The 20,405-nt window shown below is 42.4% G+C and carries 7 protein-coding genes, 7 tRNA genes, 3 rRNA genes and 2 pseudogenes; 3 read left to right on the top strand and 16 right to left on the bottom strand.

What is annotated here, in order from left to right; translation table 11 throughout:
• Window positions 1-26 precede the first annotated feature (26 nt).
• Window positions 27-2,231 (bottom strand): alpha-galactosidase, encoded by a 2,205-nt coding sequence (locus QE450_RS00095; RefSeq protein WP_307295645.1) that lies wholly within the window; start codon window positions 2,229-2,231, stop codon window positions 27-29.
• 294 nt (window positions 2,232-2,525) lie between these two features.
• On the opposite strand from QE450_RS00095, the gene QE450_RS00090 reads away from it, so the two are divergent.
• Complete coding sequence (locus QE450_RS00090) at window positions 2,526-3,335, top strand: MurR/RpiR family transcriptional regulator (RefSeq protein ID WP_307295643.1); 810 nt, start codon at window positions 2,526-2,528, stop codon at window positions 3,333-3,335.
• A 99-nt stretch (window positions 3,336-3,434) separates the two neighbouring features.
• Here the strand turns inward: QE450_RS00090 and QE450_RS00085 are convergent, their stop codons facing one another.
• The 4 genes and pseudogenes from QE450_RS00085 to QE450_RS00070 form a co-directional block, all read right to left on the bottom strand.
• A complete protein-coding gene (locus QE450_RS00085) occupies window positions 3,435-4,151 on the bottom strand; it encodes an N-acetylmannosamine-6-phosphate 2-epimerase (RefSeq protein WP_307295642.1) in 717 nt (238 codons plus the stop codon).
• Window positions 4,152-4,158: 7 nt separating this feature from the next.
• A pseudogene (locus tag QE450_RS00080) lies at window positions 4,159-5,761 on the bottom strand (PTS transporter subunit EIIC).
• Window positions 5,762-5,917: 156 nt separating this feature from the next.
• Window positions 5,918-8,078: pseudogene (locus tag QE450_RS00075) on the bottom strand (DNA topoisomerase III).
• Window positions 8,079-8,360: 282 nt separating this feature from the next.
• Window positions 8,361-9,422 (bottom strand): Gfo/Idh/MocA family protein, encoded by a 1,062-nt coding sequence (locus tag QE450_RS00070; protein WP_307295640.1) that lies wholly within the window; start codon window positions 9,420-9,422, stop codon window positions 8,361-8,363.
• A gap of 351 nt (window positions 9,423-9,773) precedes the next feature.
• On the opposite strand from QE450_RS00070, the gene QE450_RS00065 reads away from it, so the two are divergent.
• The gene (locus QE450_RS00065) at window positions 9,774-11,324 is read left to right on the top strand and encodes an amidase family protein (protein WP_373462031.1); all 1,551 of its coding nucleotides are present in this window, start codon (window positions 9,774-9,776) and stop codon (window positions 11,322-11,324) included.
• Window positions 11,325-11,741: 417 nt separating this feature from the next.
• Here QE450_RS00065 and QE450_RS00060 read toward each other — a convergent pair whose 3' ends face one another.
• Window positions 11,742-12,881 carry a GNAT family N-acetyltransferase gene (locus tag QE450_RS00060; RefSeq protein WP_307295636.1) on the bottom strand — a complete coding sequence of 380 codons (1,140 nt, stop codon included), beginning with the start codon at window positions 12,879-12,881 and terminating at the stop codon, window positions 11,742-11,744.
• Window positions 12,882-13,452: 571 nt separating this feature from the next.
• On the opposite strand from QE450_RS00060, the gene QE450_RS00055 reads away from it, so the two are divergent.
• Window positions 13,453-14,439, top strand: a complete 987-nt coding sequence (locus QE450_RS00055) for a ketoacyl-ACP synthase III (RefSeq protein WP_307302534.1) — start codon at window positions 13,453-13,455, stop codon at window positions 14,437-14,439.
• A gap of 249 nt (window positions 14,440-14,688) precedes the next feature.
• Here QE450_RS00055 and QE450_RS00050 read toward each other — a convergent pair.
• The 10 genes from QE450_RS00050 to QE450_RS00005 form a co-directional block, all read right to left on the bottom strand.
• Window positions 14,689-14,759, bottom strand: a tRNA-Gly gene (locus QE450_RS00050).
• Window positions 14,760-14,920: 161 nt separating this feature from the next.
• Window positions 14,921-14,995 (bottom strand) — tRNA-Gly (locus tag QE450_RS00045).
• A gap of 8 nt (window positions 14,996-15,003) precedes the next feature.
• Window positions 15,004-15,085: transfer RNA gene (locus tag QE450_RS00040), tRNA-Leu, on the bottom strand.
• A gap of 12 nt (window positions 15,086-15,097) precedes the next feature.
• Window positions 15,098-15,173 (bottom strand) — tRNA-Lys (locus QE450_RS00035).
• A 98-nt stretch (window positions 15,174-15,271) separates the two neighbouring features.
• Window positions 15,272-15,344: transfer RNA gene (locus QE450_RS00030), tRNA-His, on the bottom strand.
• Between the two features lie 30 nt (window positions 15,345-15,374).
• A tRNA-Thr gene (locus QE450_RS00025) sits at window positions 15,375-15,450 on the bottom strand.
• 16 nt (window positions 15,451-15,466) lie between these two features.
• Window positions 15,467-15,538, bottom strand: a tRNA-Glu gene (locus QE450_RS00020).
• A 102-nt stretch (window positions 15,539-15,640) separates the two neighbouring features.
• A 5S ribosomal RNA gene (gene rrf, locus QE450_RS00015) occupies window positions 15,641-15,757 on the bottom strand.
• Window positions 15,758-15,820: 63 nt separating this feature from the next.
• Window positions 15,821-18,744 (bottom strand): 23S ribosomal RNA (locus tag QE450_RS00010).
• Window positions 18,745-19,022: 278 nt separating this feature from the next.
• Window positions 19,023-20,405 (bottom strand): 16S ribosomal RNA (locus QE450_RS00005); the annotation flags it as partial.

Below are 20,405 nucleotides of genomic sequence, written 5' to 3'. Positions count from 1 at the left end.
AATTCAATCTCTACAGTGTAAGTGTACTATTCCACCGCTTTGAATACAAACAAAGCACTATAGAAATCTTCTTGCGCATACGGAGCAATAATACCATGATACATCAATTCATCACCTGCATAAGTGTTAGGATCTGTAACACCGTTGACAGACATCGAATAACGACGATGTGGATCAAGCCCTTTTAATTTCAGACGACGAAGTGGTCCATTAGGCACACTTAACACTTGGAAATAACCTGCAAATGCTTCTTGCTGATCTTCCGAGACGAACATCCATGACGTAATATTACTTTCAAAAGGACTGAGCAAACGATAAAATTCACCAAATTGAATCAGTTCGCGCAACTCTTTATACTGAGCTACTTGTTCTTTAACTTCTTGCTTTTCTGTATCTTTAAGCTTGGTCAAATCTAGCTCATAACCGAAATTACCAGACATCGCTACATGACCACGAGTCGTAAACGAAGTCATTCGTCCGACTTGGTGATTCGGTACATCAGATACATGCGCGCCCATCGCACTTGCTGGATAGACCATACTGGTACCGTATTGAATTTTCAGACGCTCAACTGCATCTGTATCATCACTTGTCCATGTTTGTGGCATATAATATAGCATTCCCGGGTCAAATCGACCTCCACCACCAGAGCAACTTTCAAATAAAATATGTGGGAATGTAGAAGTGATTTTTTCTAAAACACTATATAGTCCAAGCATATACCGATGTGCTGTTTCCCTTTGACGATCCGCTGGCAATAGAGCAGAACCAATCTCAGACATATTACGGTTCATATCCCATTTTACATACGTAATCGGTGCAGAAGATAGCACAGCGCTAACCGACTCTACAATATAATCACATACATCTTGACGGGACAAATCCAGAATCAATTGCTCACGTCCCATAGTACGACTGCGATCCGGTACGTGCAGACACCAGTCAGGATGAGCGCGATATAGATCGCTATCTGGAGATACCATTTCCGGTTCAAACCACAATCCAAATTGCATACCCGTAGCTGTAATTTCTTTTGCCAGTTTGCCCAGACCTTCTGGTAATTTGCGACGATCTTCTACCCAATCCCCAAGTGACGTACGATCATCATCACGATGACCGAACCAACCATCATCCAGTACAAACAGCTCAATTCCTAGCTCTTTTCCTGCTGCTGCAATAGATTTGATCTTCGGTGCATCAAAGTTAAAATAAGTCGCTTCCCAGTTATTAATCAAAATAGGACGCACTTGATCACGATGTTCTCCACGACTTAGACGTGTACGATACAATTTGTGATAGGTACGAGACATGCCTCCCAATCCTTCAGAAGAATGAACCAGTACCGCCTCCGGTGTCTGGAACGTATCACCTGCTTCTAATTTCCATTCAAAATCAAACGGAGACAATCCAATCTGCATACGAGTGGTATGGAATTGATCGACTTCGACTTGAGCGACAAAGTTACCGCTATAGACAAGACTCATACCATAGACTTGCCCTTGATCTTCATTCGCATCTTTACCAAGCAAAGCGATAAATGGATTTTGCTGATGACTACTGGAACCACGTTTACTTTCGATCCGTTGCAAGCCTGGAGCAAGTGTACGGTAATGAACATGGCGTTCACGAGTCCATGCACCAGACAATTGCATCATCCGATATTCATCATCTGCCAAATCTACGCTACTGCTTAGTGCACGCTGAATATGAAGTGTTGTGGTTCCATCATTACGGAATTTCGCAGAACGTGTAATCGCATTCAATTCGTTGAATACGGTATAGCTGACTACAGCTTCAAGCCCGGTCAATTTATCACGCAATACAATTTCCAATGTATCTGCTTCCTGCTCCTGCTCTACATATGTAGCTGGTAATCCTTGAAGTTTCGGTTTGCCTGCTGTAATAGTATGACTTACATAATGTAGATCGTTGACTGTTGTGCCATTACTATGTTTAGCTTCAAAAGCAGGTTCGCCATAATCGCCACGACCATAACCTGGATATTCTTGTGGTAAGGTATCAAAAGAAAAAGTACGATCATCTTCATGATAATTCGGGCTAAATGAAGCACGTTCTATCTGTTGTAACAGACTACCAATAGATGTTCCTTGTAGACGAGGTCCCCAATATAAATGAACCAAATGAGTCGATTTCATTAATTGAATCACATAACTCGTTGAACGAGATTGTAAATGAAAAGTCGATTGAGTAGTATCGAAAAATATAGACATGGAATAATCCCTTTCTGATGGATCGGCTCAATACCGAATATCCAGTTATTCTATCGCATTTGTTTTTAGTGTAACGGTAAAATGATCAAAAGCACATAGCATAATTCCATTATTTGATGGCACTATCCTATAATATAGAGATCGCTCTTCAAACTATACTATAATAGAAAGAAAATCAACTGTTTGCTCCCTACTATCTAACCGCAATCTAACATATGCTATGAATATAAAAAATCATTTTTTTATAGAAGCTGAGTCTCGCTTATATGATCAGGCGTTTAAGGAGGATGAATTATGGCTCTCAATGTACTCGACGAACTACAATTACGATACCAACAATTATCTGCCAAAGAAAAAGAAATTGCAGATTATATTATGCGTCATAAAAATTCTATTCATAATATCAATATTCGTGATCTCTCCGAGCGCACACAAGCTTCAATGTCTACAATCACACGTTTTTGTCGCAAAGCAGGATTTAGTAATTTTATAGATTTTAAGCTAAGCTTGAATCGAGAAATTGATATTCCACGAGATGAGCTTAACTTTTTTGCACAGACAAGACATTTATACAATGAAATTATTATGGCAACTGCCGATATGATCAAGCCTCAGATGATTGAAGAAGTCGTTCAGCAGATTCAGCAAGCCAGACGTGTCTATGTATACGGATTAGGAAGCTCTGGCTTATCCGCGCTAGAGTTCAAGTATCGTCTAATGCGAATGAATATTTTAATCGATGCTGTTACTGATTCGCATATGATGATGATGAATGCGTCTTTGATGGATGAGCAAGATTTGGTGATTGGATTATCCAATTCTGGTCATACCACTGAAGTAAATAGTGCTCTACGCATTGCCAAAACAAATCAAGCTCAGATTGTCGGAATTACTAATTTCGATCATACGCCTTTTACAGAAACAACTGATCTATGTCTATTTACACCCGGCTTACAGCGTATGGGCGATATCCCGTTTATCAATAGTCAATTAGCGATTATCTATGTGCTTGATATGATCTCGATGTTATTGCTCCAAAATGAAGAACGATTATCTGCACGTCAGCGTACACTTCATGCTCTGTACAAACAAGATCATTCATAATGCCAATTCCAGACAAAGAAAAGAACCGATAATTATTTTCGGTTCTTTTTTTGATATTACTATGATTGATGTTGATAAGATAGAATGTGCAGCACAAATCTATTCTGTTGCAATCGATGCAGGACGAACTTGTTTCATTTTGTCCATAAAACGTGCTGTAATCTGTTGCGGACGTGTGATCGCTCCGCCTACTACCACGCTGTATACACCGAGTTCCAGACAACGTGCCGCCATCTCTGGTGTCATAATATTTCCTTCAGCTACAATAGGAGTCTTGATCTGACGAACCATTTCTTTTAGAATCTCAAAATCATTTTCATACACTTTCTGATGAGCTGTATATTCTGTATACCCTACTAATGTAGCCGATACCAGATCAAATCCTAATTGTTCAGCCATAACGCCTTCTTCTACAGTCGATACATCTGCCATCAATAACAGTTCAGGATATAGCAGACGAATTTGTTTGACCAGATCACCTAATGTGACACCATCCGGACGAGGACGTGAAGTCGCATCTAACGCTATAATTTCACAACCAGACTCTGCTAATTCATGAATTTCGGTTATCGTCGGCGTAATAAATACAGGATGGTCTCCATAATTACGTTTAACGATTCCAATCACAGGCAATGATACTTGTTGTTTGATTTCTTTAATATCTTGCGCAGTATTCGCTCGAATTCCTACAGCTCCACCTTCTTGAGCGGCAACTGCCATTTTTCCCATAATAAAAGAACTATGCAAAGGTTCGTGTTCTAATGCCTGACACGATACGATTAACCCTTGCTGTAATCCCAATGAATCCAAATCCATATTGTATTCACTCCATTTCCATATATTCCTCGATCTCATTTTTAATAACACTCACTTGCGGACCATAGATCACTTGTACACCGTTACCATTAATCAGCACACCTTTGGCACCTGAATGTTTCAAGCGATCCTGTGATACTTGATCTGGTTGATAGACTGATATCCGTAGACGGGTTGCACAACAATCCAGATCTTTAATATTTTCTTTGCCACCTAATGCACGGAGTATCACAGCCGGACGAGAAGTATCAACTTCACTACGATCTGTGGCTACAGCATCGGTTATCGGTGTGGTTGACCCTGTTCCACCTGTTGTATTTTCGTTCGTATCTGCTACAGTCTCATCTTCACGCCCCGGTGTTTTGAGATTGAATTTGACGATTAAGAAGCGGAATGTGAAATAGTATAGAGCGAACCACACCACCCCGATTATCGGTACATAGATCCAGTTGGTTTTGGCATTTCCCTGTAAAATACCGAATAAAATAAAGTCAATTAAGCCACCGGAAAATGTCTGACCAATCGTAATCTGAAATATATGTGCCAGCATAAAAGCAAATCCATCAAACACAGCATGAATAACATACAAGAATGGAGCTACAAACAAAAAGGCAAATTCTAAAGGTTCCGTAATTCCTGTCAAAAAAGACGTCAACGCCGCGGATAACATTAATCCACCGACAACCTTTTTGCGTTCTGGACGTGCAGTATGATAGATCGCTAATGCAGCTCCCAACAATCCGAACATCATTGTAATAAAGCGTCCTGACATAAAGCGCGATGTACCTGAGAAATATTTTTCAGTCGAAGGGTCACCTAATTGAGCAAAGAAAATGTTTTGGGTTCCTTCCACTATCTTACCAGATACTTCCATTGTACCACCAAGTCCGGTTTGCCAGAAAGGAAGGTAAAAAATATGATGCAATCCAAGCGGCCCTAACATCCGTAGAAAGAATCCATAAAATAATGTGCCTACATATCCGGTCGCATCTACGATTCCACCTAACTTGGTAATCCCTAATTGAATTGTTGGCCACACTAGAAATAACACTAACCCTACAAATATCGCTGCAAATGAAGAAACAATCGGGATAAACCGAGAACCACCGAAAAATCCTAGAAATTGAGGTAACTCAATTTTGTTATATCGATTATGAAGACCCGCTGTCACCAAACCGATAATAATACCGCCTAGCACACCTGTCTGTAACGACTGTATCCCTAGAATCATACCTTGACCGGCTGCCGCCATATATTTCAGTAACCAGTTGATTACTATTGATCAACATCGCATTGATCGAAGCATTCATCACTAGATACGCCAGTGCTGCTGCCAATCCTGCTGTTCCTTTATCCGAGCGTGCCAGTCCAACCGCTACCCCGATCGCAAAAATCAATGCTAGATTGCTAAACGTAATATCTCCTGCACTACTCATCACTTTGAAAATATACTGCAACCAGCTAATCTGTAGTACAGGATATGTACTCACTGTATTCGGATTAGAGAGTGCTCCCCCTATGCCTAGCAGTAATCCTGCTGCTGGTAATACAGCAATTGGGAGCATAAAAGATTTACCAAACCGTTGTGCCTTCTCGAAAAAAGTTTTCATTTAGTTACACCACCTGAAAATATTTTCTTTTAAATATAGATTATGAAAATATTTTCGTCAACGATTATTTTAAGAAAATAGTTGCCATTGCATATCAAAAAGCTCTTTAGCTACTATTACGGCTAAAGAGCTCTCGGTTGCGTTATTAGGTTATCTCTATTCTTTTTTCTCTTCCAAAGCAGCTTTTAGCAAATCACCTAGACTTGAACCAAACGATTCCTTCTTTTCAAATTGCTTCACTAACTTTTGCTGTTCACGTTTGTTAACCGGGCGACCGCCATCTTTATTTAACGTTTCGGTAATTCCACAACCGAGACATTGTACATACTTTCCAGCTTTTCCGTCTTTGATTTCCATTTTTTTATGACACTGTGGACAGCGACGATTCGATAACTGCTTTTCAGTCGAACGACGATAACTACAATCTTCACTTGGACAGATCAAGAATGTACCACGTTTCGATTTTTTCTCTAACATTCGTGTTCCACATTCAGGGCAATGACTGGAAGAGACATTGTGTGGCTTATAATTTACATCACTCTTCTTCACACCATCGACCATCGATTGCGCCATCTGACGAATCTCTTGTAAAAATGGAGCCGGTTGTCCTTGTCCGCGAGCAATTTTTTCTAACTGCTGTTCCCCAACGTGCTGTTAATTCAGGCGTTCGCAGTTCAGGCGACACCAATTCGATCAATTGTGCGCCTTTTCCTGTAGGATGCAGATGATTGCCTTTGCGTTCGATCGTATCAGAAGAGACTAATTTTTCAATAATATCTGCTCTAGTTGCTGGCGTACCCAGACTATGTTTTTCCATTTGTGATAACAGAGCGGCTTCTGTATATCGTTTAGGTGGCATCGTACGACCTGCTTTAACAACACAGCGAGCAATCATTTTCGATTCCCCTTGTTTGAGTTCAGGCAATTTCTGCGTTCCCCGGTGATCTGCTCCACGCTCTGATGAACGATGATGTGAATCGGTTTCTTCATCCTCATCTTCTTCATTCCACTGATCACCATATACAGCACGCCAACCTGAATCTTTGATCGTAACCCCTTTGGCATGAAACTGCTCTCCTGCGGCTTCAATAATCACTTGAACCGTATCATAAGTAGCAGGTGGATAAAATAAACTGATAAAACGGCGCGCAATCAGATCATACAATTTACGCTCATCGGTTGTAAGTGCGTTCAAGGATACTATTTCTTCTGTAGGGATAATCGCATGATGATCACTAATTTTGCTATCATCTACAATCCGTTTATCAATTTTAAGTGCATTGCGTAATAAAGGACGTGCCAGTGGCGCATATGGACCTACAGCTACACTGGATAAACGTTCTTTGAATGTATCTGTCATATCTGAAGACAAATAACGTGAATCGGTACGCGGATACGTGACGATTTTGTGTTGCTCATATAACTTTTGCAATACATTAGACGTATGCTTAGCAGAAAATCCATATTTTTTATTCGCATCACGTTGTAACTCTGTCAGATCATACGCCAGTGGATGAGGTTCTTGGCGTTCATTCTTTTTGACCGATACAATCTTCGCTTGCTTGCCTGCCAAAGACTGCTCTAACTGCTGTACATTCTGTTGTTCAAAAATACGTCCGTCTCCTTCAGCATTCCGCCATTCTGCTTGTAGATCACCCAGATCAATCTGCAATGTATGATAATCTTGAGAGCGGAAATCTTTAATTTCATTCTCACGCTTCATCATCATCCCCAGTGATGGTGTCTGTACACGTCCTGCTGATAATTGAGCATCGAATTTACAAGTTAATGCTCTAGTAATATTCAGTCCAACCATCCAATCGGCTTCTGCCCGACAACGAGCCGATTCATACAGACGGTCAAATTCTTTACCCGGACGCAATTTTGCAAATCCTTCACGGATCGCTTTGTCTGTCTGAGAAGATATCCATAATCTTTGAAAAGGTTTATTCCATTTTGCCATTTGAATAATCCAGCGTGCTAACAATTCTCCCTCACGTGCAGCATCGGTAGCTACGATCAATCCTTGCACATCATTTCGTCTCAGAAGATGCTGTACAATTTTGTATTGATGACTACTTTCTCGCAGTACTTTTAACGTCATCTTTTCCGGCAAAATCGGCAAATCGTCCAGATTCCATTTCTGGTAACGAGTATCATAATCTTCCGGCTCTGCTAGACCGACTAGATGTCCAAGCGCCCAAGTCACTATATATTTAGGGCCTTCCATATACCCTTTATGTTTCTGATGACTTCCCATCACACGCGCGATTTCTCTTGCAACTGAAGGCTTTTCAGCCAATACCACTTGCTTCATATAATTCATTCCTTTCACTTTCCTAATATATATTGATATATCATTTATTTACGGTTATTTTTCTCTTGTGTATTCGTTGCAATCAGACGTCGATATACACATCTATATATTGTAACACTTTTCAAATAAATATTAAGGTTATTACACGACCTTATACGCTGATCCAATTCTTATGATAGAACGCTATATGTACAGTCCACTTGGATATCACAAAAAAGCCGATATCTATATTTCACTATAGAATACCCGCTTTTTGTGTAATTCATTTCTAGCTATCTGTTGTTAAAATTCTTTATGAATCACTGCATCTTTTTCAGCCGCTTCAAAAATCGTCTCGATCAGTACTAACACTCGATGTACTTGTTCATTAGGTACAGCCGATTGCGCAGAGCCTTCGATCACAGACAAAAAGTTCACATAGAACTCTTCTGGCGGGTTTTGGATCGGTTCAATCGATTTACGAATTGTAGACTCTTCGGAAGGTGGAGCCATCGTTTTAGTCAATCCACGACCTGCTTGAATCGGTTTGGGTTCTACTTTTTCCACTTCTGTATTACGGGTAACGATCTCCCCGCTTAGATCCCAATCTTGAATAATCGCTGTTCCTTCGGTTCCTTTTACATACCAGCGTGGTAATTTAACATAGTTAGTTGTACCGACTTCTACAACTGCTGTTAACCCATCTTTAAAACGAATCGTTGTTGTAAATCCATCATCTACTTCTGTATCCAAAATGGTACTCAACTGAGCATGGACACTGTCGATCTTACTATCGGTAAGCAATAATAGCTGATCTAGTAAATGAACTCCCCAATCAAGCAACATGCCGCCGCCATAAGCTTTGAGCTGTCTCCAATCTCCTGGAATACCATTAGCTCCTTGTACACGTGATTCCACATGAAACACATCTCCAACAGCCCGTTTTTCAAACATATCACGAATAATCAAGAAATCTTCATCCCAGCGACGATTTTGATGCACTGTAAATTTCTGACCGGTTTCTTCTGCTACTTTGACAATGTCTAACAGATCCGCACTGTTGATCGTTACAGGTTTCTCACAAATAACATGCTTGCCTGCACGTAAAGCCTGAATCGATAATTCTTTATGTACATCATTAGGAGTAGCAATCAATACAATATCAACATTTTCATCTGATAAGACCGCTTCCATACTTTCATAAGCATGATAACCATGTTGTCCAGCAAGTTCCATCCGATAGTCTACGATATCGTACACACCAGTTACTTCAAGTGCAGGTACTTTCTCAATCAATTGCCCATGATAACTTCCCATTCCGCCATAGCCTACGATGACCAAATTGTATACCGACTTGTTTGCCATGTTGATTCCTCTTTCTATACTGGATTATAATTCCATTTAAGCCATTACCATTTTATTCTACCAAACTTTTAACTGCAACATCACATTTCTTTTGCACAAATATTAATTTTATCTGCTCCTTGTTAATGTACCGAATTTTCTTTAAAAGAACAGTTAAATATGTATCATTTTAATCATTATTTTATGTTCAAATTTAAGTCTATTTGATCTTTTGTATTGACATGTTATCTTTTTTAACACTAAAATACATAATTAATTACATGTATCAACAATAATCGATGATATCTTACAAAGGAGTGAAGTTATTTGTCTAATATCCAACATATGAAAAAGTATCAAAAAGTAATTGTTATGTGGTTTACAGTTATTGCGTTAATTGTTGCTCCATTCAGTACATATGGTGTTACCTCTTCTGCTCAAGCTGCTGGTTCTCCAGGAACCAATGAACCTTTTGTGATTACAGAAGCAACGATTGCTCAGATGCAATCAGCTATGAAAGAAGGTCGTCTAACTTCTGTTCAGCTTGTACAACAATACTTAGATCGTATTGCCAAATATGATGATCAAGGGATCAAGCTTAATGCTATTCTTACGATCAATCCCAAAGCACTTGAAATTGCAGCTCAATTAGACAAAGAACGTGCTACGACAGGAGCACGAGGGCCTTTACATGGTATACCGATTATTGTAAAAGACAATTTCGATACAGCCGATATGCCTACAACAGCAGGTTGTGTCTGTCTTCAAAATTCGATTCCAGATCAAGACGCTGATCAGATCGCTATGCTCAAAGCAGCAGGTGCTATCATTTTAGCCAAATCCAATCTGCATGAATTTGCATTTGGAATTACTACTTCGAGCTCACTTGGAGGGCAGACGCTGAATCCTTATGCACTCGATCATTACCCGGGCGGTTCGAGCGGTGGAACAGGAGCTGCTATCGCTGCTAACTTTGCAGCGGCAGGTCTAGGAACAGATACAGGTGGATCTATTCGTATTCCATCTGCATTTAACAGTCTGGTCGGTATTCGCCCTACGGTAGGCTTAAGTAGTCGTGATGGTATTATTCCACTCGCTCTCACTCAAGATGTCGGCGGGCCTATCGCACGTACAGTAGAAGATGCAGCTATATTATTACAAGCTACTGCTGGCTATGATGCAGACGATATTGCTACAGCTTATAGCGTTGGACATATCCCTGCAAATTATACCGATTCATTACAAGCAGATGGTCTGCAAGGAGCTCGTATCGGTATAGCCACAGAATTGTTCAATAATACAAAAGATAGTGAAAAATCCGTCACTCAAGTGGTCTATACCGCTGTCGATGATATAAAACGATTAGGAGCTATACCGGTTCCTATCCAAATTCCTAATTTAGGACAAATTATGAAATACCCTAGCCTTAGTGGTTACGAATTTAAATTTCAAATCAATGATTACCTGGCAAGCTTAGGAGAAGATGCACCTTATCATAATCTGACCGAAATTCTAGCATCCAATCAATTTGATCCCAAGCAAGCTGAAGCGATGCAAAAACGTAACACTGTAGCCACACTTGATACTCAAGAATATAAAGATATCGTACTCAACCGTACTAAGGTCACACGCGAATCTCTTTTAAAAGTAATGGCAGACCAGAATCTAGATGCGATTATCTATCCGACGACTACCCAACCAGCAGCTACGATTGGTGAAGAACAAGTATCAGGTGACAATAATCGGTTAAGCCCTTTTTCTGGCTTCCCTGCGATTACAGTTCCTGCTGGATTCACCAATCAGAAATTGCCGGTAGGAATTGAATTTTTAGGTAGACCATTTGATGAAAGCACATTGATCAAATTAGCATATAGCTATGAACAAGGTACTCATCATCGTCAAGCTCCTACATTAACACCATAATTATCTTTTTTAAATTTTTCATATAATCGATATAATCTAACTCGGTCATTCAGTCATTCAGTCATTCAGTCATTCAGTCATTCAGTCATTCAGTCATTCAGTCATTCAGTCATTCAGTCATTCAGTCATTCAGTCATCAAAAGTATACTCGGATAGTACAAAAGCGCAACTATATTCAAAAAAAGCTTATCCTCTACAAAGTGTATAATGCACTTCAGTAGAGAGATAAGCTTTTTTACCTTAATTATCATTATAAAGAACATACTGTTTATATTTACGATTTCAACTGTATGATTCCTTTACAGTATCACTATTCATTTGCTTTCACGTTCTATAAGAACTGCCACCAATTAAAGCGTTCATTCTAAAAAATCACTCTATACGTACATCACTAATACTCCACCCATTCACATGTGCTTAGAAAAAGTCCATTAAATGTGTGGTAGCAAAAGGAATCCGTGATTCCAAAATATGAACAGCTTCTAACTTGCCTTTCCATTTCCCCCAACTACATAAAGATAGCGGACGTTTATATCCCATCAATGCTACAGTTAATGCTTGAATATCTGTATCGATATCACTATGATCCCAGAGATCTTGTTGCAAACCTTCTGGCAAAGCTTCACGCCGACTCACTTTCGCTTTACCTTCATCATTAATAAGCACATCCCAGATCCCATTGTTCCACTCTGCTGTCGCATCATTCACCCGGATTGATAACGATTCTACTTTACCAACTGTAAATGGATATTGCTCAAGAAACGTTTTAACATTAACTATTCTCGCCATAAAATAAGGAACGATCTGTTGCTCAATACGCGGATCATTCAACAGATACGACAACGAATCATCAATCGGTGCTTGCACATTGACTTCAGTCACCATTGAATCGTGGTTGGAAATAAAAGTCCATAGTGCTTGGCGTGAACGTTCATCAAGAGATACCAATTCTTTAATATTCATTTTTTGATCTTTGATCTCATAAATAAGATAACCACAAGCTTGATCTTGAGGATTATAATAAACAGCGGTAAACAAATCACTATTCGGTACTAATTTTCGTTCCCAACGCTCGGTATCTCTTACCAGTGTTCCATTATAATTAGAAGCATATTTTTCATAAACAGCATCAAAAATATCCAAATCACGAATACCACGTTTTACTGTACCTTCAACTTGAACTTTAGCAGGTAGCTTATTCGTAGGAATAGTATATTGACGATATTCAATATAAGTCTCCCAGCCAAACTTACGATAAAATGGGAAATGAAACGGATGCAAAAAGGATATCGATTGCCCTGCTTCATTCATCTGTTGCAGTGTATGATCTAATAACTTCGCAACCAATCCCTGTCTTCTTTTTTCTGGCCAGGTAGAGACTCCAGCAATTCCACCCATATCAAAAGCTTGCCCGTGTATGTACGTTTGTAACGGTAACAATGTCAGTTGAGCGCTCAATTGCTCTTCTTCAAAAATGCCCCATGTTCTTTCCGGTTTAAAATGTTGTCTTTCTTTCTCCAGTTCTTCTGCCGTTTTACGATATTGAAAAGCATACATTCCTAATTCCGCTCGTGCATCAAAAATCTTCTAATGTTAATTGTCTGATATCCATTGCTATAGTCACCTCACTGAAAATGATAAATTACGTCACATCTGAATCATTAGCACTTTCCACATAGTATAACTTATATACTACTTCAATTATAAAACAGTCCATACAAGCAAAATAAAGCATATCATTTAAAATATACTTTTCTCATGATTTAAACAATATGATTCTGTATGGTATGATAACTCCATATGCTTCCATTATAACATTTACCATTACCTCAAAACCAATCGAGCTATATCAACATCACTTAGTCATCCCAAAATCAATAATCGATTTACAATATTGTTCAAATAGGTTATATTTAAAATAAATTAGTACCTGGTACTATAACCTAGTATTAAAATAGTTAAATACAATTATTATGCTGCCTTTTTATAAAATACCTTATCATACTCTAAATCTGTCAATCCAATCGGTTTATACAGTCATTGTATTACAAGATAATCAGCATCTAACCAAATTATCAATTACTCCAGTGTATACACATCATTCAAATCATATATAGAGGTGATCTTTATCAATCATTCAACAGCTCGTCTTACAGCATTAGGAACTTATGTCCCCGACAAACGTTTAACTAACACTGATCTTGAACAGCTAGTCGATACATCTGACGAATGGATTGTTCAACGTACAGGGATAAGAGAACGCCGTATTGCTAATGAGCAACAATTCACATCTACACTTGGAATAGAAGCAGTCAAAAATCTGCAAAAAACTTATCCAGGTACTTTGGAAGATGTAGAACTCATTATTGTGGCTACTACCACTTCAGATTATGTATTTCCAAGTACAGCTACTCAAATTCAATCTTATTTCAATATCAAAGGTGCTGGTGCACTAGATCTCAATGCTACTTGTGCTGGCTTTGTATATGCACTTCATGTAGCCAATAGCTTTATCACATCAGGTCTTCATCGCAAAATTCTAGTGATTGCCAGTGAAACAATGAGCAAAATAACAGATTATACCGATCGCAGCACATGTATTTTATTTGGTGATGGTGCCGGTGCAGCCTTAGTCGAATACGATCCAGAACAACCTAGCTTTCTAGGAACTTTTATGGATAGCGATGGTTCTGGTGGAGAACATGTATACCGTACCGGATTATCCGATCAAATCAATGATCAAGTGATGCTGGGCAATGGTAAAATCGTACAAAATGGTCGTGAAGTCTATAAATGGGCTGTACGTACAGTACCAAAAGGCATTCAAAACCTTTTAGATCAGACCAATCAATCTCTTACCGATATTAATTGGTTCGTTCCCCATAGCGCTAATCTCAAAATGATCGATTCGATTTGCGAAAAAACAGGATTTTCTCTAGACCATACACTTACCAGTGCTGAATGGTATGGCAACACTTCTTCTGCTTCAATTCCTCTAGCTTTGCAATTAGGAAGAGATGATCATAAATTAAAAAATGGAGATACCGTATTACTATATGGTTTTGGTGCAGGACTCACCCAGATGGGCATGATTTTACGCTGGAATTTAAAATAATCTTTTAAAACTAATACCTAGCTAAATACGTTTAAAATATATTTTAAATACATGCAAAGCAACATAAAAAACAAAGTAATATAAAAAGAAACAGTACAGAATAAGAGTTACTTCTGTGCTGTTTCTTTTTTATCCAATACTATTCAACCTATATCTATAATCCTTTATCACTTATCGCATTCTTTAGCCCATTAAATTAATAGAAAACTAAAAAGGATGCCTGCATAATGCAGACATCCTTTTTTATAAAGCGGGTGATGGGAATCGAACCCACGCTATCAGCTTGGAAGGCTGAAGTTCTACCATTGAACTACACCCGCGGATTAAGAGGATATGGTTAATATCAGGTATCTTATAAACCCTGAATAACCATGTTAATCAAATCTTACACATGCCAACTATAAACAAATATAGTTGTTATATGAATTAAAGCGTAGAATAAAAACGTATATAATATATACGCTCTACACTGAATAAAGATTGGAGCGGACGATGGGAATCGAACCCACGACCCTCGCCTTGGCAAGGCGATGCTCTACCGCTGAGCCACGTCCGCAAAATCTATGCGCGTGGAGGGACTTGAACCCCCACGTCGTGAGACGCTAGATCCTAAGTCTAGTGCGTCTGCCAATTCCGCCACACGCGCATATAAGAAAAATGGTGAGTCATGAAGGGCTCGAACCTTCGACACCCTGATTAAAAGTCAGGTGCTCTACCGACTGAGCTAATGACTCATACAATTTAGGCAGTAATAGTATTGATTTAACATACATATTACATATTACATCATTTTAATACTAATATCAAGCTAATTCTTTATAAGATCATAAAGGGCGACCGATGGGACTTGAACCCACGAATGCCGGAGTCACAGTCCGGTGCGTTAACCCCTTCGCCACGACCGCCATAGCAATCAAATTAATATTAAAAATAAATGGTGCCGGCGAGAGGATTTGAACCCCCGACCTACTGATTACAAGTCAGTTGCTCTACCAACTGAGCTACACCGGCATAGTGTATATGTTAATGACCCGTAGGGGACTCGAACCCCTGTTACCTCCGTGAAAGGGAGGTGTCTTAACCACTTGACCAACGGGCCGCTTAAAAAAAGTAACAGCGTAACTTTTCATACGCTTCAACCTATTAAAATCAATCTTAACCCTTCGGCGAAAAAAAAACCCCGAAGGGATAAAACTATTTTGCTTGGCAACGTCCTACTCTCCCAGGACCCTGCGGTCCAAGTACCATCGGCGCTGGAGGGCTTAACGGTCGTGTTCGGGATGGGTACGTGTGGAACCCCTCCGCCATCATTACCAAACGGGCAGGTGTGTTGCTCCCTGAAAACTGAATCCGAAAACGAAAACATCGCGTGTTAGCTTTATTGGATAAGCCCTCGACCGATTAGTATTGGTCAGCTCCATGCCTTGCGGCACTTCCACCCCCAACCTATCCACCTCGTCGTCTACAAGGGGTCTTACATACTGGGAAATCTCATCTTGAGGGGGGCTTCACGCTTAGATGCTTTCAGCGCTTATCCCTTCCGCACGTAGCTACCCAGCGATGCTCCTGGCGGAACAACTGGTACACCAGCGGTGCGTCCATCCCGGTCCTCTCGTACTAAGGACAGCTCCTCTCAAATTTCCTACGCCCACGACAGATAGGGACCGAACTGTCTCACGACGTTCTGAACCCAGCTCGCGTACCGCTTTAATGGGCGAACAGCCCAACCCTTGGGACCTACTTCAGCCCCAGGATGCGATGAGCCGACATCGAGGTGCCAAACCTCCCCGTCGATGTGGACTCTTGGGGGAGATAAGCCTGTTATCCCCAGGGTAGCTTTTATCCGTTGAGCGATGGCCCTTCCATGCGGTACCACCGGATCACTAAGCCCGACTTTCGTCCCTGCTCGACGTGTCTGTCTCGCAGTCAAGCTCCCTTATGCCTTTACACTCTTCGAATGATTTCCAACCATTCTGAGGGAACCTTAGGGCGCCTCCGTTACACTTTAGGAGGCGACCGCCCCAGTCAAACTGCCCACCTGACACGGTCCCTGTACCGGATCACGGTACGAGGTTAGAACTCAAATGCGATCAGGGTGGTATCCCAACGGCGCCTCAACCGAAGCTTGCGCTCCGATGTCTACGGCTCCCACCTATCCTGTACAAATCGCACCCCAGTTCAATATCAAGTTGCAGTAAAGCTCCATGGGGTCTTTCCGTCTTGTCGCGGGTAACCTGCATCTTCACAGGTATTAAAATTTCACCGGATCTCTCGTTGAGACAGCGCCCAAATCGTTACGCCATTCGTGCGGGTCAGAATTTACCTGACAAGGAATTTCGCTACCTTAGGACCGTTATAGTTACGGCCGCCGTTTACTGGGGCTTCGGTTCATAGCTTCGCTTGCGCTAACCACTCCCCTTAACCTTCCAGCACCGGGCAGGCGTCAGCCCGTATACTTCGCCTTGCGGCTTCGCACAGACCTGTGTTTTTGCTAAACAGTCGCTTGGGCCTTTTCACTGCGGCCCCCTCGTGCTATTCACACTACCGGGGCACCCCTTCTCCCGAAGTTACGGGGTCATTTTGCCGAGTTCCTTAACGAGAGTTCTTCCGCGCGCCTTAGAATTCTCTTCTCACCCACCTGTGTCGGTTTACGGTACGGGCACCTGCTTCCTGGCTAGAGACTTTTCTTGGCAGTGTGAAATCATGACCTTCGCTACTACAATTTTCGCTCCTCATCACAGCCTGGCCTTGCGGTATGCGGATTTGCCTACATACCAGCCTCACTGCTTGAACGGACATCCATCAGTCCGCGTCACTATCCTCCTGCGTCATCCCATTGCTCATAACGGCTTTCGGTGGTACAGGAATTTCAACCTGTTGTCCGTCGACTACGCCTTTCGGCCTCGCCTTAGGTCCCGACTTACCCTGAGAGGACGAGCCTTCCTCAGGAATCCTTGGGTTTTCGGCGGATCAGATTCTCACTGATCTTTTCGTTACTCATACCGGCATTCTCACTTGAATGAGGTCCAGCGCTCCTTGCGGTACACCTTCAATCTTCATTCAACGCTCCCCTACCCCTGATACAAATGTATCAAGCCATAGCTTCGGTGGTGTGTTTAGCCCCGTTACATTTTCGGCGCAAAGTCACTCGACCAGTGAGCTATTACGCACTCTTTCAATGGTGGCTGCTTCTAAGCCAACATCCTGGTTGTCTGTGCAACTTCACATCCTTTCCCACTTAACACACACTTGGGGACCTTAGCTGATGGTCTGGGCTGTTTCCCTTTCGACAATGGATCTTAGCACTCACTGTCTGACTCCCGGAATAAAGTCTGTGGCATTCGGAGTTTGACTGAACTTGGTAACCCTTGCGGGCCCCGCATCCAATCAGTGCTCTACCTCCACGACTCACCTTCCGAGGCTAGCCCTAAAGCTATTTCGGGGAGAACCAGCTATCTCCAGGTTCGATTGGAATTTCTCCGCTACCCCCACCTCATCCCCGCACTTTTCAACGTGCGTGGGTTCGGGCCTCCAGTACGTGTTACCGTACCTTCACCCTGGACAGGGGTAGATCACCTGGTTTCGGGTCTACGTCCACGTACTCAGTCGCCCTATTCAGACTCGCTTTCGCTGCGGCTCCGGCTTTTCACCTTAACCTTGCACGGGAACGTAACTCGCCGGTTCATTCTACAAAAGGCACGCCATCACCCATAAAACGGGCTCTGACTTTTTGTAAGCACACGGTTTCAGGTTCTATTTCACTCCCCTTCCGGGGTCCTTTTCACCTTTCCCTCACGGTACTGCTTCACTATCGGTCGCTAGGGAGTATTTAGCCTTACCAGATGGTCCTGGCAGATTCATACGGGGTTTCACGTGCCCCGCACTACTCGGGATCCGTCTCGGAGAGAAGATGATTTTAGCTACAGGGCTTTCACCTTGTCTTGCGGGCCTTTCCAGACCTCTTCGCCTACCATCTTCCTTTGTAACTCCAAAGAGACGTCCCACAACCCCAACAAGCAAGCTCATTGGTTTGGGCTGTTCCGCGTTCGCTCGCCGCTACTGACGGAATCACTCTTGTTTTCTGTTCCTGAGGGTACTTAGATGTTTCAGTTCCCCTCGTCTGCCTCTGCACACCCTATGTATTCAGGTGTGAGTAACTGGAGATGAATCCAGTTAGGTTTCCCCATTCGGACATCCCCGGATCACAGCTTGCTTACAGCTCCCCGAGGCCTTATCGTTGTTCGCCACGTCCTTCATCGGCTCCTAGCGCCTAGGCATCCACCGTGTGCTCTTAGTAGCTTAACCTAAGTGTTTCTATTTCTAGAAACGGTGTATTTCAATTTCTCGCCTACCACTGTTTGCACAGTTTGTAGAGAAGAAACCTTCTAAAACGCGATGTTTCGTTTTCGATATCCAGTTTTCAAGGATCAACAGTCTGAAAGAGGTTTACTCTTTCAAAACTGAACAACGAGTGAGTGGTGTCACCACTTGGGTGACCACAGATCCACCGAAGTGCTCTGCGTTTGTCTTTCCCGAAGAAAAGACGTTCGAATGTTTCCGTTGCAGGAAACGATTCTCCATAGAAAGGAGGTGATCCAGCCGCACCTTCCGATACGGCTACCTTGTTACGACTTCACCCCAATCATCTACCCCACCTTCGGCGGCTGGCTCCTTGCGGTTACCCCACCGACTTCGGGTGTTGCAAACTCTCGTGGTGTGACGGGCGGTGTGTACAAGACCCGGGAACGTATTCACCGCGGCATGCTGATCCGCGATTACTAGCAATTCCGACTTCATGCAGGCGAGTTGCAGCCTGCAATCCGAACTGAGACCGGCTTTTAAGGATTGGCTCCATCTTGCGATATTGCTTCCCGTTGTACCGGCCATTGTAGTACGTGTGTAGCCCAAGTCATAAGGGGCATGATGATTTGACGTCATCCCCACCTTCCTCCGGTTTGTCACCGGCAGTCTGCTTAGAGTGCCCACCATGATGTGCTGGCAACTAAGCATAAGGGTTGCGCTCGTTGCGGGACTTAACCCAACATCTCACGACACGAGCTGACGACAACCATGCACCACCTGTCTCCTTTGTCCCGAAGGAAAAGACTATCTCTAGTCCGGTCAAAGGGATGTCAAGACTTGGTAAGGTTCTTCGCGTTGCTTCGAATTAAACCACATACTCCACTGCTTGTGCGGGTCCCCGTCAATTCCTTTGAGTTTCAGTCTTGCGACCGTACTCCCCAGGCGGAATGCTTAATGTGTTAACTTCGGCACCAAGGGTATCGAAACCCCTAACACCTAGCATTCATCGTTTACGGCGTGGACTACCAGGGTATCTAATCCTGTTTGCTCCCCACGCTTTCGCGCCTCAGCGTCAGTTACAGCCCAGAAAGTCGCCTTCGCCACTGGTGTTCCTCCACATCTCTACGCATTTCACCGCTACACGTGGAATTCCACTTTCCTCTTCTGTACTCAAGCTCTCCAGTTTCCAGTGCGACCCAAGGTTGAGCCTTGGGCTGTGACACCGGACTTAAAAAGCCGCCTGCGCGCGCTTTACGCCCAATAATTCCGGACAACGCTTGCCCCCTACGTATTACCGCGGCTGCTGGCACGTAGTTAGCCGGGGCTTTCTTCTCAGGTACCGTCACTCTGAGTGCAGTTACTCACTCAGACGTTCTTCCCTGGCAACAGAGCTTTACGATCCGAAAACCTTCATCACTCACGCGGCGTTGCTCCGTCAGACTTGCGTCCATTGCGGAAGATTCCCTACTGCTGCCTCCCGTAGGAGTCTGGGCCGTGTCTCAGTCCCAGTGTGGCCGATCACCCTCTCAGGTCGGCTACGCATCGTCGCCTTGGTGAGCCGTTACCTCACCAACTAGCTAATGCGCCGCAGGCCCATCCTCAAGTGACAGATTGCTCCGTCTTTCCAAATTCGTTCAGGCGAACAAATCATATATTCGGTATTA

This window comes from Paenibacillus sp. SORGH_AS_0306 (genome assembly GCF_030819345.1).
Taxonomy (GTDB): domain Bacteria; phylum Bacillota; class Bacilli; order Paenibacillales; family Paenibacillaceae; genus Saccharibacillus; species Saccharibacillus kyungheensis.
The sequence above is the reverse complement of the archived record's forward strand: the minus strand, read 5'-3'. Positions and strand labels throughout refer to the sequence as shown.